Consider the following 14,555-nt stretch of genomic DNA (forward strand, 5'->3'; position numbering starts at 1 on the left):
CGCCTGTTACGTGGGCCCGAGACAATGGAGCGCTCAACAAGAAAGGACTCTCTCTATGTTTAAGCGCACATCCATCGGCGTGGCTGCCTGCCTTGCGCTCAGCTGCGCCCCGGCCGCCAACGCGCATATCGTCGATAATGTTTTGGAACGCTCCGCCGACGATGCTGCGGTAAAGCTCAGCCCCATTGGCTCCTATGAAGCTGGGGTCATGGGCAAATCAGCAGCGGAAATCGTGGCCTACCACGCCGCCTCCCAGCGCATTCTCACGGTGAACGCGCAATCGGGCAAGGTGGATATCCTGGATGCCTCCGATCCCACCAACCCCAATAAGGTTGCCTCGGTATCTGCCGGCGGCGATAAGGAAATCAACTCCGTGACCGTGCGCCCCGATGGCCTCGCCATCGCCGCCGTGCAGCAGGCAGACAAAACCGAAAACGGCGAGGCCCTGCTTTTCGATGCCGCCTCCGGCGACGAGCTCGGCCGCGTGCCGCTCGGCGCGCTGCCAGATAACGTGCACATCACTAAAGACGGCGCCTATGCCTTGACCGCGAATGAGGGCGAGCCCTCCGATGAGCTCACCGCCGACGGCACCGAATACGCAAAAGACCCAGAAGGCACCGTATCCGTGATTTCCCTGCCTGATGGTGTCGCGGCGCCCTCTGTTGCCGATGTTCGCACCGCCGATTTCCGCGCTTTCGACGGCCCTGATGCAGAACTTGACCCGTCCATTCGCGTCTTCGGCCCAGAAAACCACCACAACAAACCTTCGCTCGACTTCGAGCCGGAGTATATTTCCTCCGCCGATGGCAAGGCCTATGTCACCTTGCAAGAAAACAACGCCATCGGCGTGATCGATATCGCCTCCGCCACCGTAGAAAAGGTGCTGCCCGCCCACATCGCGGATCACTCCGTTGTCCCCCTCGATCCCTCCAATAAGGACGGCGAGGCAAAGCTGCGCACGATCCCTGTGCATGGGCTATCCATGCCGGATTCGATCGGCGCCTTCCAGACCAACGGCCAGACCTACTTCGCAACCGCCAATGAGGGCGATGCCCGCGACTGGGGCGGCTACACCGATGAGGTCAAACTGAAAGAGCTCGTTGAAGAGGGCCAGGTTTGTGATTCCGTCGACCTGCCAGAAGGCATCGAGGACAAGAAATACGCCGGTAACCTCAAGTTAAGCAATGCCTCTGGGTGGAATGAGGAAAAGGGCTGCTTCGATGGCCTGTATTCCTTCGGGTCCCGCTCCTTTAGCATTTACGATGCCGAGGGCAACGTCGTCTTCGATTCCGGTTCCGACTTCGAGGAAATCACCAAAGACATCGAGGGACTTAACTTCAATGCCGATAACGAAGACCCCGACTTCGACGATCGCTCCAATAATAAAGGCCCCGAACCGGAAGCCCTGACGATTGGATCAGTTGGAGATCGCACCTATGCCTTCATCGGCATGGAGCGTGTGGGCGGCATCTTTGTCTATGACGTCACCGACCCCGCTCAAGCCGAGTTCGTCACCTATACCAATAACCGCGATTTCACCGTGGACTACGACGAAGATAATGTCGCCGCCACCAGCTTGGCCGGCGACTTGGGCCCAGAGGGATTGACGTTCGTTAGCAAGGAAGACTCGCCTACTGCCGATGCCCTCCTTATCGCCGGCAACGAGGTATCCGGCACTACCACGGTCTTCTCCGTCGCCGATCTCGTGGGCGGCGCCCAGGCTGAAGGCGACGACGCCGACTCCGATGAAAATGGCGACGATACTCCCGGGGCGTCGCTGCCTGATGACGGTTCCGGCAGCAGCTTCATCGGGAAAGGTATCGGGATTATCGCCGGTGTCATTGCCCTCGGTGCCATGTTGAGCGGGGTGTTGCACTTCATGCCGCAGGTGGCGGATCAATTTTATAAGATGCTTCCTGAACCCATCCGGCAATTACTTCCATAGATTTTTAGCCTTAAAGCTGCTACGTTTTAACAAGCTAAAATCTGAACTTTAAGGAGCCTTTCCCTATGCGTAAACGACTCAGCACCTCTCTCGTCGCTGCCACCGCTGTGGCGGCGGGCCTTGTCACCCCGGCTGTTGCTTCCGCAGATGAGCCCGGCAAGGGGCTCAGCGCTGAATGCCGGGCCCAGGTAGAGGCTGCCAAGCAAGAGCACCTCAAGAACATCGAAGAGGGCAAGGGCGGGGTCAACCTGTCCAACCCAAATAAGTTCCTCGAGGGCTTGCTCAATGGCTACGGCACCGCCGGCATGCCGAAGCAGCCAGATTGCGTGACTAAAGAGGCACAGCAACAGCAGCTCGATAGCTTGACCAAGCTTGGCTCCTCCGAGGAAACTGCAGAAAAGTTCCTGAAGGTCTCGCAGTGGACCGCCGTCATCGCCGGTGCCGTCGCTGCGGTTCTGCAGACCTACGCCGCCATCGCCAAGTTCAACCCGGCAGTTCTCGAACCGCTGAAGGCTGCGCTTGACCGCTTGGGAATTAAGTACTAATCTCCGATTTCCCAAAAAATGGCCGCCGTTGCATGTGCACGGCGGCCATTTCTTTATGCCCAGCTTTTCGCGCAGGCGGCCTGGCGGCTTCGCCCGAGGCCCGTCGCCACCTCAATCCCTGTTCGCCTCAGAAAGAGGGAGCGCAGGGACGAGGCGGGCAAATTCTACTAGCCCAAAATGCCAGCGCCCATGGTGGCCTTCAGATCCCCCATGAGGTTGCCGGATCGTTGCACGCGGAGGTGCTCGCCTAGGACCATCGTGGTGGTTTGATCGCCTTCGACAAGCTCAAGGTAAACATCGGAATCACCGTGGTTTTTGACCAAGACTTGCTTGAGTCGGGCGATATTTTCCATCGTGCACTGGTCCGTGCGCATGGTCAGGCGCAGCGGCAGGCTCGCGCCACCGCCAGGCCCCAGCTCGGGGACGCGAATATCGGAACAAAACAGCGACCGGCGCTCATCGCGCACCTTGACGTTGACGCGCGCCAAGATGATGTTGTCTTCCACGATATGCGGCGCTGCCAGCGAATAGACCTTATTGAATACCAAGATCTCTACCTGCGCGCCGTTGTGGTCTTCTACCGTGACAATCGCCCACGGGGAACCATCGCGCTTAGAAAAGCGCCGGTCCACGCCGGAAATGATGCCGCCGATGATGAGTTCTTGGCCATTGTGTACCTCATCGTTGAGGATCTTGGTCAGCGGAGTATTGGTCTGCGCAGCTAGGGCCTCTTCGAAACCATCGAGTGGGTGGCCAGAAACGTAGAGGCCCAGCATCTCTCGCTCAAGTGCCAACTCGTGCTTGCGATCCCACGAGTCGTCCGGAACATCAATGGCAAAGGCGCCCTCCGAAGAGGCATCGTCACCACCGCCGAAGCCGGCAAAGAGGTCGAATTGCCCCTTATCCGCCGCCTTCTTGGTGGTCTGCACGGCATCGACGGCGTCCTCGTGAATCAACATGAGGCCCTTGCGCGGCTGCTGGAAATCATCAAAGGCGCCGGCCTTAATCAGCGCCTCGGTCACGCGCTTGGAACACGCCGCAAGGTCGATCTTGTCGAGGTAATCGCTAAAGGACGTAAACGCCCCCTTTGCCTTGCGCGAGGCAATGATGGATTCGACCACTTCAGAGCCCACGTTGCGGATAGCGCCCATGCCGAAGCGAATATCCTCGCCCACAGCTTGGAAGTCCTCCTCGGACTCATTGACCGAAGGCGGCAAGACGTTAATGCCCAAGTGGCGGCAGTCCGACAAGTAGATGGCGGACTTATCCTTCTTATCGCCCACAGAGGTCAACAGCGCTGCCATGTATTCCGGCGCGTAGTAGGCCTTGAGGTAGGCAGTCCAGAACGAGACCAACCCGTAGCCCGCGGCGTGAGACTTGTTAAACGCGTACGACGCGAAGGGCTCGATGGTCCCCCACAGCGCATCCATGGCGGATTTGGAGTACCCATTTTCTTGCATGCCGCCCCAGAATTTATCGTATTGCTGGGCCAGGACCTCGGGCTTTTTCTTACCCATCGCCTTACGGAAGCCATCTGCCTCGCCGGCGGTGTAGTTCGCAACCTTCTGTGAGATACGCATGATCTGCTCCTGGTAGACGATAAGACCATACGTCTCATCCAGGATTTCCTTCAGCGGCTCCTCGAGCTCAGGGTGAATCGGGGTGATTTCCTTACGCCCGTTCTTGCGGTCGGCGTAATCCCAGTGGGCATTGACACCCATCGGGCCAGGGCGGTACAGGGCCAAGGAGGCCACGATGTCTTTGAATCCGGTAGGCTTCATGCGCTTGAGCAGCTCCTGCATTCCGCCGGAGTCCAGCTGGAACACGCCCAAGGTATCCCCGCGCGAGAGCAGGTCATAGACCTTGGAGACCTTGGGGTCATCGGCATGCAGCTGCTCGAGCTGCACTTCTTCGCCGCGGTTGCGCTTGATGTTTTCGATGGCATCGCCAATAACGGTGAGGTTGCGCAGGCCCAGAAAGTCCATCTTCAACAGGCCAATGGCCTCGCAGGCGGGGTAATCCCAGCCGGTGATATAGGCGCCATCGGCAGGCCGCTTCCACATCGGGATGTGGTCCATCAACCGCACCGAGGCCATAATCACCGCGCAGGCGTGCACGCCAGCCTGGCGAACAACACCCTCCAAGCCGCGCGCGGTGTCATAAATCTTTTTCACATCCGGGTCAGTTTCCACCATCTGGCGGACCTCGGCGGCCTCGGAATAGCGCTCGTGGTCGGGGTCAGTAATGCCCCGCAGCGGAATATCCTTCGCCATAATCGCCGGCGGCAGCGCGCCGTTGATACGGTCGGCCATCTGGAAGCCGGGCTGGCCAAAGTGTACCTTGGCGGAGTCCTTAATGGCCTGCTTGGTTTTCACCGTACCGAAGGTAATGACCTGGGCAACCTTGTCCTCGCCCCAGCGCTCGGCGGCGTAGGTAATCATCTCGCCGCGGCGGCGATCGTCGAAGTCGATATCGATATCGGGCGCAGATGGGCGCTCGGGGTTCAAAAAGCGCTCGAAGAGCAGATCATGTTCTAGCGGATCAATATTGGTAATGGTCAGCGCGTAGGCCACGAGCGCGCCCGCCGCGGAACCACGGCCGGGCCCCACGCGGATGCCCACCGAACGCGCATACTTAATAAGCTCCGCCACGATGAGGAAGTAGGACGGGTAGCCCTTCATCTCAATCACGGAAATCTCGTACTTGGCGCGCTCGATATACTCCTCCGGCACATCGCGCCCGGGGAACCGCTGCTGCAGCCCCTCCATCACCTCGTGGGTCAGCCAGGAGGTGGGGGTGTGGCCCTCGGGGACATCGGCAATGGGCATGCGGTCGTGGGGGTGTTCCTCCCACACCTCGCTGTAGTCTTGCACGCGCTCGGCAATCCACAGGGTGTTATCGCAGCCATCCGGAATCAGGTCATCCCAGGTATCGCGCATCTGCGCGGCGGACTTGATGTAGTAGCCGGTACCGCCGAACTTGAAGCGGTCCGGGTCCATGAACGTCTTGCCGGTCTGCACGCACAGCATGGCCTCGTGCGCCGGAGCCTGGGATTCCAGCACGTAGTGGCAGTCATTGGTCACCAGCGGCGGCAGGTCCAGCTTCCGGCCGATTTCGAGCAGCCCATCGCGCGTGCGCTTTTCGATGTCCAGCCCATGGTCCATCAACTCCAAGAAGAAGTTGTCCTTGCCATAGATGTCTTGCCACATCGCCGCAGCCTCGAGGGCCTCGTTGAATTGGCCGAGGCGCAGGCGGGTCTGCACATCGCCGGATGGGCAGCCGGTCGTGGCGATGATGCCATCGGCATGCTCGGCGATGAGCTCTGCATCCATGCGCGGCCACTTGCCCAGCTGGCCTTCGTAGGAGGCGAGCGAAGACAAGGTGAACAGGTTGCGCAGCCCGGTCGCGTTTTCCGCGATCATCGTCTGGTGCAAATACGCGCCCGAGGCGGAGACATCGTCGCGCTTTTGGTCCGGGGTGCCCCACAACACACGCTTTTTATTAAAGCGCGATTCCGGGGCCATGTAGGCCTCGATGCCGATGATGGGTTTGACCCCGGCGCTGGTCATGCGCTTGTAAAAGGCGTCGGATCCATACATATTGCCGTGGTCTGTCATGCCCACGGCGGGCATGTTTTGCTTGACCACCTCATCAGCCAACATATCGACCTTGGCCATGCCGTCCAGCATGGAGAACTCGGTATGGTTATGCAGGTGGACGAAGGAGGAGTTTTTGGCCATGCGGTCATCTTAGCGGGGCGGTCAAGATGACGATATTATGCGGTGATGATCTACACGCTCGCCGCATACATCATGTGGGGGTTCTTCCCCGCGTTCTTCCCGCTCCTGCTGCCGGCCACGCCGCTGGAAATCCTCGCCCACCGCGTGTTGTGGACCGCGGTTATCGTCACGGCGTTTTTAATATTCAGCGGCGGCTGGCGCGAATTGGTGCGCATGGACAAGCGCACGTGGGGCTGGCTTGCCGCCGGGGGCGTATTTATCACGGTCAACTGGGGCACCTATGTGCTGGCGATTAATACTGATCACGTGGCCGATGCCGCTTTAGGCTATTTCATCAATCCCCTGGTATCGGTGGCGCTCGGCATGATCTTCTTAAAGGAGCAGCTGCGCCCATGGCAGGCGACCGCCGTCGCCGTGGCGGCGATCGCGGTGCTGTATCTGACCTTCTTTACCGGCCAGGCGCCGTATATCTCGCTGCTATTGGCGACATCGTTTGGCATCTACGGGCTTATCAAGAAGCAGGTGCGGGTTTCGGCAGCGGTCTCGGTCGCGGCGGAGGCATTGGTGGTCTCCCCGGTTGCCATCGCCTATATCGTGTGGCTCGAGCAAGCCGGCCACGGCACGTTCACTTCGGAAGGCACGCCACACATGCTGCTATTAATCAGCGCCGGCCTGATCACCGCGCTGCCACTATTGTGCTTCGCCCAGGGCGCGCGGACGCTGCGCTTGTCGACGATCGGCATGCTCCAATACCTCACCCCCATCATGCAGATGCTATGGGCGCTCTTTGTCACCCAAGAGCACTTTTCCGCGCACCGGTGGATTGGCTTCGCCATCATCGGCGTAGCGGTCAGCATCTACATTGCGGATCTCATTCGCGTTCGCCAAAGCGCGCCGCGCAAGAGTGCGCGGCGCGGGTAAGCGGCCCACAGGAGTGCGCGGCACGGGAGAAGGGTGCCAGAGCGCTGCACGCAAGAATGCGCGGCGCAGGTTAGCGGCGCCCAGAAGTTCGCGGCACGGGTAAGCGGCACGCAAGAGTCCGCGGCGAGGGGGAATGCGAAATGGTTGCGTGCGCAGGAAAACGGTACGCAGGAATGTCCTGCGTGAAAAGGGGTTCGCGAGAGTGTACGGCACGGGAAAACGGCGCGTAATGGTCGCCGCTGAGGGGCGGGCCTTGGGCTCAAAGCTGTGGCTATCTGGGCCCGGTATCAACGAGGTCCGGCGGTGGCGGCTGCCAGGGTTTAATCCACCGCACGCCGCCGTGTACGCGCTCGAAGCGGCCATTGCGGGGGCGGGCGGCGCGGTCGTCGTCATTGCGGCCGTTGTGGTGCGGGCACGCTACGGTGAGGTTCTTGGCATTGGTCCAGCCGCCGCCGGCCCAGCTATAGATGTGGTGAACCTGGCATTCATCGGCTGGGCGGTGGCACCCGCGCGCCGGGCAGACGGGGTTTTCGGCGGCGGCCATCATAAATTGCTTCCACGTTGCCCCGCGGCGCATGCGGTACAGGTTCACCGGCCCCTCCACGGGGTGGAGAAGAGTGATAAAACCTTCCTCCGCCATTGCGCGCTGGGCCAGCTCGGCGCCGCTAATTTGCGCGCCGTTGGTCATGGTGACCGTGACGTCTTTATCGCCCTGCGCGATAGCGCTCAGCTTATCCAGCGGGATTACCACGTTGGTGCGCACGGTGGAGGTGGAGGCGCCGGAGTGGAAGAGGGCGGCGACATCGGCAAGCGTGCCTGCTTGGTTATGCAGCTCCGCGACGAGGCTGGAGCTGCCCGTAATCGTCAGCGTCCATGGTTTGCCGGCGGCTCGGCGGCGCAGCCGCACCCCGGGTTTGGGCTCGCGCGGCGGGCGCAGCGCGCGCACCTTCTTGCGGGCGAGCTTGTCCATCGCCTGGGTATCGGCCGATACCTGGGCAAGCTCCGCGCGCAGGGCCCAAGCCCGGGCTTGGGTGGGCGCGCGGCGGGCGTGCTTTTCGATGACCTCCAACGTCGGCAGCGAGTGCCCATTGCGCCGCGCTCCCTCAACCGCCCGGCGCTGGCGGCGCGTAAAGCTGGTCGGCCCGAAATAAATCTGGGCAAGGTGGGCTATCGACTCGGCGGCGGCATCCGGCATGCCGGCGGCTGTCAGCTCGGAGGCGGGCATATCAGCGGCCTCGGCGAGGATATCCATCGCCGAGTTTAGAGCCGCAATATATGCCCGAATGTGTTCCATGTCCCCGATGCTAAGCCGCACCCCCGCACCCCGCGCGGCGAAGCGTTCAGGATGGCAATTTTAGCTGGGTAGGCGCACGGCGAAGCTGCCCCAGGCGGCATCGGCAGGCGCGGGCTCGACGGCGGCGACGGCGGGGAGGGAGGCGACATCGGCAAGCTGCGTGCCCGTGCCCCACACTACGGCGGCGCTCACCTCGCTGGGGCGCTGGCCGTAGTAGGCGCCGATGCGGTCGAAGGTGCGGTTAATCACCGCGGCGCGATCTTCGCCGGCGATGGGCTCCGGCACCGCGATGGGCGCGGTCGAGCCCATGAGGATGGCGTCCATGCGCGGAATATCGGTCAGGGCGGCGGCGACGGCGACGGGCGGCAGCTCGGTATCGAAGGTGACCAGCGCATACGTTGCGGCATCCGGATCGATGTCCATGGAATTAACGCGCTCAATATACTCCGCGCGGGATTCCCCATCCGGGCCCAGCTGATCGCCTTGCACCCGCGTGGATGCCTGCGTGCCCAGCGTGCCAAAAAGCACCAGGGCCACCACGATCGCCACCAGCACCAGCGCCAGTGCCGCTAGGCGGCGCCGCCGATAAAACTTCCTCATCCCTGCAGGCGCTCCAGGGCCTGGTGCAGGTCATCCGGGTACGGCGCGCGGGCCTCGAACCACTTCCCGGTGCCGGGGTGGGTAAAACCCAGCTGCACCGCATGCAGCCACTGGCGCTCAAGTCCCAGGCGGGCGGAAAGCTGCGGGTTCGAGCCGTACATGGGATCGCCGACGCAGGGATGCCCGGTGGCGGACATGTGGACGCGAATTTGGTGGGTGCGGCCGGTTTCCAGGTGCACCTCGATGAGGCTGGCCTCGCGAAAGGCCTCGATGAGGCGGTAATGGGTGACAGCGGCCTTGCCATCGTCAAGCACGGCGAATTTCCAGCCCGACTTCGGGTGCCTGCCGATGGGCGCATCGATGGTGCCTTCAATCGGATCGGGCAGGCCCTGGACCACCGCGTGATAGGTCTTTTTCACGGTCCGGTACTTAAACGCATGCTTGAGTGCGGAATAGGCGCGCCCGGAGGAGGCCACGACCATGACCCCGGAGGTGCCCACGTCCAGGCGGTGGACGATGCCCTGGCGCTCGGTGGGGCCAAGCGAGGCCACGTTATACCCCGCCGCGCGCAGCCCGCCGATGACCGTAGGACCATCCCAGCCCACGCTCGGGTGCGCGGCGACGCCCACTGGTTTGTGCACGCAGATGATATCGGCGTCGCTATATAAAACGTCCATGCCCTCCACCAGCTCCTCGCGCGGCAGCAGGGGCTTTTCCGGCTCTGGGAGCAGCACCGAGACCACCTGGCCGGAAGCAAGGCGCTCGGATTTACCCAGCTCCTGCGAATCCACGGTGACCCCGCCTTCGGCGCACAGCTGGGCAGTGGCCGAGCGGGAGAGGCCGAGGAGCTTGGCAAGCGCGGCATCGGCACGCATGCCTTCCAAGCCTTCTGGAATGGGAAAACTACGTAATTGCCTATTCATTTTCCGCCCTCCGTTCCGCGAGCAGCATGGCGCCGATGAAGATGACGACGCCGCAAGTAATGGCCGCATCTGCGATATTAAAGACCGCGAACGAGCCCACCGAGATATAGTCCACGACGTGACCGAACCAGAAGCCCGGGTCGCGGAAGATGCGGTCTGCAAAATTGCCCAATGCCCCACCGGCAATGAGCGCCAGCCCCAGCGCCTGGCCGGTGTTGTGGATGCGCGGGGCGGCGATGGCAACGCCTAAGACGAACGCCAATTGAATGGTGGTAAACAGCCAGGTCGATCCCTCGCCACCGATGGAAAACGCCGCGCCCGGGTTAAAGAGCAGGGTAAACCTGAACCAGTCCCCGATGACATAGTGCGGCACACCCTCCGTCAGGACGGTCAGCATGAGTTGTTTTACGGCTTGATCCACAACCGCCACGGCGATAACCACCGCGGCGATAAGACCTGTCTGACTCCTTCGTTTTTGGCTCACCCACACCATTCTAATCAGGAGCGTCCGGTATTTTGGTAAGCGTGTTTCGAGTCAAAGTTTTTACAGCCCTTTCCGCCGTCGCCGTAGCGCTAAGCGCCTGTTCTTATGAGACCCCCGGCCCCGCCGTGGAGCAGCCCGTCGGCCTGACTATCGATGCCCCGCGCCTAACCGTCGAAGAGGCCGGAACCGGTGAGAAGAAATTGCTGGAATATCACGACATCGATTCCTCGCAGGAGGTAACCTACCGCGCCACAGAGGGATTTTCGCAGGACCTGCTGAATAAATCCGCCGCCGCCGATTTCCAGGCCGCGGATGTGGATAAGGCGACCACTACCCTGCCGCTTTCGGCGTCGGTGGATAAGGCCACCGAGGACGTCGAGGATCAGCTCCCGGCCTCGCGCAACGCGTTTGTCACCGCGGGGGATCCGGAATACTCCGGCGATACCGATGTCTCTTCTGCTTCCGGGTTCCAATTTGGCTGGCGCGGCCAAGACAACGGCCAGATGAATTCCCTGCGCTTGGCCGCCCCGCAGGAGGCGAGCGATGAGGCGCGCGGCACCGTCGAGCAGGCGATCATGAAGCTGACCGCGCTGCCCATCGTCTTCCCGGAAGAAGAGGTGGGCACCGGCGCGACGTGGACCGTGGATTCGCGCGTGACCGGGGAATCGACGCTCTTGCAGACGACCCGCTATACGGTCAAGTCCATCGATGGTGACCGCGTCACGCTATCCGTCGAGGTGGAACAGCGCCCCACCCTGGGCGCATTATCCTTCGAGGGCCAAGCCGAAGGCACGGAGTTAAAGGATAAGGAACTCGACGTGCTGGATTCTTCCACCAACTCCTCGGGAAGCATCACGGTGGATCTAACAAAACCGCTCCCCGTGGGCGGTGACGTCTCCTTCGATACGAAGGTAACCTACGGCACCGCCGATTCAGACCTGCGCGTCGTGCAATCAAGCCTGACGGAGCTGGCGTTTTCCGAGTAGCAGGACTTACTCGGCGGGGGCCTCTACGGGGGCCTCGGCAGGCGCCTGCTCTGCACCGGCCGCGGGGGCATCGCCCTGGGCTGGTGCGCCATCACCCTCATCTGCTGGCAGCGCGCCCGCACCGGTATCGGCGCACATCTCCGGCACCTGCTCAGGCGGCACCGTGTTTTGAATCAGCGTGCAGGCCCAGGTCTTCGACAGCTTCCAGGTGCCGTCCTGATAAATAAATTCCACCTGGTCCGCGGTCTGCTCCTGGCCATCGGCCGTGGAGAAATTCACCGTGGTCAGCACGGACTGCGGGTCATAGCCGGGCAAAACCGGATCCACGACCGCGAACTCCGCGCCGGACTCCTCCTTGGAGCGCGCCATGGTGTCGAAGATCTCCGGGGCGGATTCGCCGCCTTCCACGGTGGCGGTCTTTTCTTCCTGCGATGCCTCCGGATCCGTGGCCTTTGCCAGGATGGCGTTCAAATCGGCGGCGGTTGGCAGTGCGGGGGCCGCGGAGTCGCCGTCGGCGGACGCGGATTCGCTGGATTCGCTGTTCTTGGTGGTGTCTTCTTGCTCGTCATCAGAAGAGCAGGCGGACAGGGCGGCCGCCGCGCTCAATGCGAGGCACGCGGCACCAAATTTGCGGAATTTCACTTCTCACTCCTCACGTCTGGGTTATAAACTCCCATCAGTTTACATTTGCACCAGCTTTTCTGGTCCGCGCCTGCCGCCTCGGCGCGTCTTCTTTTATTCTGGAAGGCATGACTAACCTCGCCCTCATCGCCACCGGCGGCACGATTGCCTGCACCACTGTGCGGGATGGTTCCCTCGTCCCCACCGTCACCGGCGCGCAGCTCGCGGCCGATATCGACGCCGAAGTGGTGGAATTTCGCCAGCTCGATTCCTCTTCTATTACGCTCGCGGACCTCGACGAGCTCATCGCGGTGGTCAACGAGCAGACCGCCCGCGCGGACATCGACGGCGTCATCATCACCCATGGCACCGATTCGATGGAGGAGACGGCGATGGCGCTGGAGATTTTTTGCGCCGGCGATACGCCCATCGTGCTCACCGGCGCGCAGCGCTCCTACGATCACCCGCACCCGGACGGCCCGCGCAATCTCCGCGATGCGCGCGAGCTCGCTCTTAGCGGGCAGCCCGGCGTCTTCATCCGCTTTGGCGGCATGACCATCCCTGCGCGCGGGGCCCGCAAGCAGCACACCTCTGACCTGCGCGCTTTTGAGTCCCTGCGGGTCCCGGATGCCACCCCGCGGCTGCAGCCGCAGCCCTTGGCGCCGCACCCGGTAGAAATCATCCCTGCCTACCCCGGCGCGGGGCGCGTGCTTGTCGATGCCGCCCGCACTTCCGCCGCCGGCCTCGTCATCGAGGCCATGGGCGCGGGCAATATGAGTGGGGATATGGGCCGCGCGCTTGCCGATGCCCTCCGCGATGGCCTCCCCGTCGTTATTTCCACCCGCACCCCGTACGGCGCGACCGCGTTGTCCTATGGCGGCGATGGCGGCGGGGCGAGCCTGCATAGCTTGGGCGCGATCAACGCGGGTGCCTTCCGCCCCAGCCAGGCGCGTATTCTTTTGGCCGCGGTGCTGGCCACCGGCACGGACCCTGCCGAGGTATTCCGGCAAAGCCCTGACCCCAAGCGCTACCGCGAAGCCTAGTCTTGGGTTTCCAGCCAGTCTTGCCAATCTAAGGAATCGAGCGGATCCGCCGGCACCAAATCCCGGTCGCTGGCGGCAAAGGATTTCGTGCGGCCGGGTCCGGTGGCGCGGGTTTCAAAACGCACGCTGACCACCCCGTGCCCGGTGCCCTGGATCCAACCGTGGCCAAATTCCGGGTGGTAGACGTCCTGGGTGGCGTGCCACTGATCCTCCACATCGTCTTCGACTACCACGGTGGTCGGCGCCGGTGGCGGGGAGTCATCGCTCACGCCCGTTTCATAGTCGCTATCCGGCAGCACAGGCCGCACGATTTCGCGGTCGAGCTCAGGAAATAGTACGTCTTGGCGCGCGGCTTCCAGCCCGGAATAGCTCACCCCCACCAGGCGGATGGGGCCCAGCTCATCCGGGTAGCGCGCCAGCTTGAAGGCGGCGGCGGTCAATACCTCCAGGTCATCGGTGGCATAGGCCAGGGTGGTCGATCGCGATTCGATGTGGAAATCCGCCATTCGCAGCTTTACCGTCACCGTGCGCGCGCCGCGGCCATCTTTAAGCAGGCGGCGGTGCGCACCCTCGGCCGCGCGGGTAATCGCCGCGTCCACATCCGGTACCGTCAGCAGGTCCTTGGGATAGGTATGCTCCGTAGAAATCTGCTTGGAAATCGCGCGCGGGGCAACTTCCCTATCGTCGATGCCCTGCGCCAGCTGCCACAACTGCAGCCCAACGACGCTGCCGATGGAGATTTCCACCTCCTTTTGGGTCATGGCGGCCAGCGCGCCGATGGTCTCCACCCCGATGCCCTTGAGCTTGGCCTCCGTAACCGGACCGACGCCCCACAGCTTTCCCACCGGGAGCGGATGCAGCATCTCCAGCTGCTTATCCGCTGGGATGACATAGGTGCCATCGGGCTTGGCTTCGCCGGAGCCAATCTTGGCAAATTGCTTGCCGGAGCCCGCGCCGATGGAACACGGCAGGCCCGTTTCCTCCCGGATGAGCGCGCGCAGGTCGTCCGCCCACTGTTGCACCTCATCAGCCGTCGCACCTACCAGCGCCTCTGGCTCCATAAAGGCCTCATCAATGGATAGCTGCTCGATGACCTCCACGTGCTGGGAGATGATCTCGAATACCCGGCGCGAGGCCGCCGAATAGACCGCCCGGCGCGGACTGACCACCACCGCGTGCAGGCCCACCAATTGCTGGGCGCGATACATCGGCATCGCCGAGTGCGCGCCGTACTCGCGCGCCTCATAGGACGCACCGGCAACAACCCCGCGGCCGCCGACCCCACCGACGAGCACCGGCCGGCCCTGCAAAGTCGGTCGGGTCAATTGCTCGACGGAGGCGAAAAACGCATCCATATCGATGTGTAAGACCCAACGTTGCATGCCCTCCAGTCTAAGCCACGCCAACCCCAGAATTGGGAATAGGTTGACGCTTAAACTAACTTGTATGCAAG

At 62.4% G+C, this 14,555-nt stretch carries 12 protein-coding genes; 5 read left to right on the forward strand and 7 right to left on the reverse strand.

Annotated elements, in window-relative coordinates; translation table 11 throughout:
- Positions 1 to 55 precede the first annotated feature (55 nt).
- Both HMPREF1267_RS08420 and HMPREF1267_RS08425 read left to right on the forward strand, forming a co-directional pair.
- Entirely contained in the window at positions 56 to 1,945 is a 1,890-nt protein-coding gene (locus HMPREF1267_RS08420; protein ID WP_023017263.1) for a choice-of-anchor I family protein, read from the forward strand.
- Positions 1,946 to 2,010: 65 nt separating this feature from the next.
- A complete protein-coding gene (locus tag HMPREF1267_RS08425; protein WP_023028951.1) occupies positions 2,011 to 2,490 on the forward strand; it encodes a hypothetical protein in 480 nt (159 codons plus the stop codon).
- A 167-nt stretch (positions 2,491 to 2,657) separates the two neighbouring features.
- Here the strand turns inward: HMPREF1267_RS08425 and dnaE are convergent, their stop codons facing one another.
- Complete coding sequence (dnaE, locus tag HMPREF1267_RS08430; protein ID WP_005278490.1) at positions 2,658 to 6,230, reverse strand: DNA polymerase III subunit alpha; 3,573 nt, start codon at positions 6,228 to 6,230, stop codon at positions 2,658 to 2,660.
- A gap of 45 nt (positions 6,231 to 6,275) precedes the next feature.
- On the opposite strand from dnaE, the gene rarD reads away from it, so the two are divergent.
- A complete protein-coding gene (gene rarD, locus HMPREF1267_RS08435; protein WP_023028952.1) occupies positions 6,276 to 7,151 on the forward strand; it encodes an EamA family transporter RarD in 876 nt (291 codons plus the stop codon).
- 271 nt (positions 7,152 to 7,422) lie between these two features.
- Here rarD and HMPREF1267_RS08440 read toward each other — a convergent pair whose 3' ends face one another.
- From HMPREF1267_RS08440 to lspA, 4 genes are read right to left on the reverse strand one after another with little or no spacing between them, the layout of a single operon-like run.
- Entirely contained in the window at positions 7,423 to 8,445 is a 1,023-nt protein-coding gene (locus HMPREF1267_RS08440) for an HNH endonuclease signature motif containing protein (RefSeq protein WP_034667156.1), read from the reverse strand.
- 60 nt (positions 8,446 to 8,505) lie between these two features.
- Positions 8,506 to 9,045, reverse strand: a complete 540-nt coding sequence (locus HMPREF1267_RS08445; protein WP_023028954.1) for a hypothetical protein — start codon at positions 9,043 to 9,045, stop codon at positions 8,506 to 8,508.
- Positions 9,042 to 9,968, reverse strand: coding sequence for an RluA family pseudouridine synthase (locus tag HMPREF1267_RS08450; RefSeq protein ID WP_023028955.1), 927 nt, complete (start codon positions 9,966 to 9,968; stop codon positions 9,042 to 9,044). Before HMPREF1267_RS08450 ends, HMPREF1267_RS08445 begins: the two co-directional genes overlap by 4 nt.
- Positions 9,961 to 10,461, reverse strand: coding sequence for a signal peptidase II (lspA, locus tag HMPREF1267_RS08455; RefSeq protein ID WP_023017259.1), 501 nt, complete (start codon positions 10,459 to 10,461; stop codon positions 9,961 to 9,963). The genes HMPREF1267_RS08450 and lspA overlap by 8 nt, the downstream gene beginning before the upstream one ends.
- A 32-nt stretch (positions 10,462 to 10,493) precedes the next feature.
- On the opposite strand from lspA, the gene HMPREF1267_RS08460 reads away from it, so the two are divergent.
- Entirely contained in the window at positions 10,494 to 11,438 is a 945-nt protein-coding gene (locus HMPREF1267_RS08460) for a hypothetical protein (RefSeq protein ID WP_023028956.1), read from the forward strand.
- Between the two features lie 6 nt (positions 11,439 to 11,444).
- Here the strand turns inward: HMPREF1267_RS08460 and HMPREF1267_RS08465 are convergent, their stop codons facing one another.
- Positions 11,445 to 12,080, reverse strand: a complete 636-nt coding sequence (locus HMPREF1267_RS08465) for a hypothetical protein (RefSeq protein WP_023028957.1) — start codon at positions 12,078 to 12,080, stop codon at positions 11,445 to 11,447.
- Positions 12,081 to 12,187: 107 nt separating this feature from the next.
- On the opposite strand from HMPREF1267_RS08465, the gene HMPREF1267_RS08470 reads away from it, so the two are divergent.
- Complete coding sequence (locus HMPREF1267_RS08470; protein ID WP_023028958.1) at positions 12,188 to 13,102, forward strand: asparaginase; 915 nt, start codon at positions 12,188 to 12,190, stop codon at positions 13,100 to 13,102.
- Here the strand turns inward: HMPREF1267_RS08470 and HMPREF1267_RS08475 are convergent.
- On the reverse strand, positions 13,099 to 14,484 hold the full coding sequence (locus HMPREF1267_RS08475) for a DNA polymerase IV (RefSeq protein ID WP_034667158.1): 1,386 nt from the start codon (positions 14,482 to 14,484) through the stop codon (positions 13,099 to 13,101). The two genes, HMPREF1267_RS08470 and HMPREF1267_RS08475, sit on opposite strands and share 4 nt — an antisense overlap.
- Positions 14,485 to 14,555 lie beyond the last annotated feature (71 nt).

This window comes from Corynebacterium sp. KPL1824 (assembly GCF_000478095.1).
GTDB lineage: Bacteria > Actinomycetota > Actinomycetes > Mycobacteriales > Mycobacteriaceae > Corynebacterium > Corynebacterium accolens.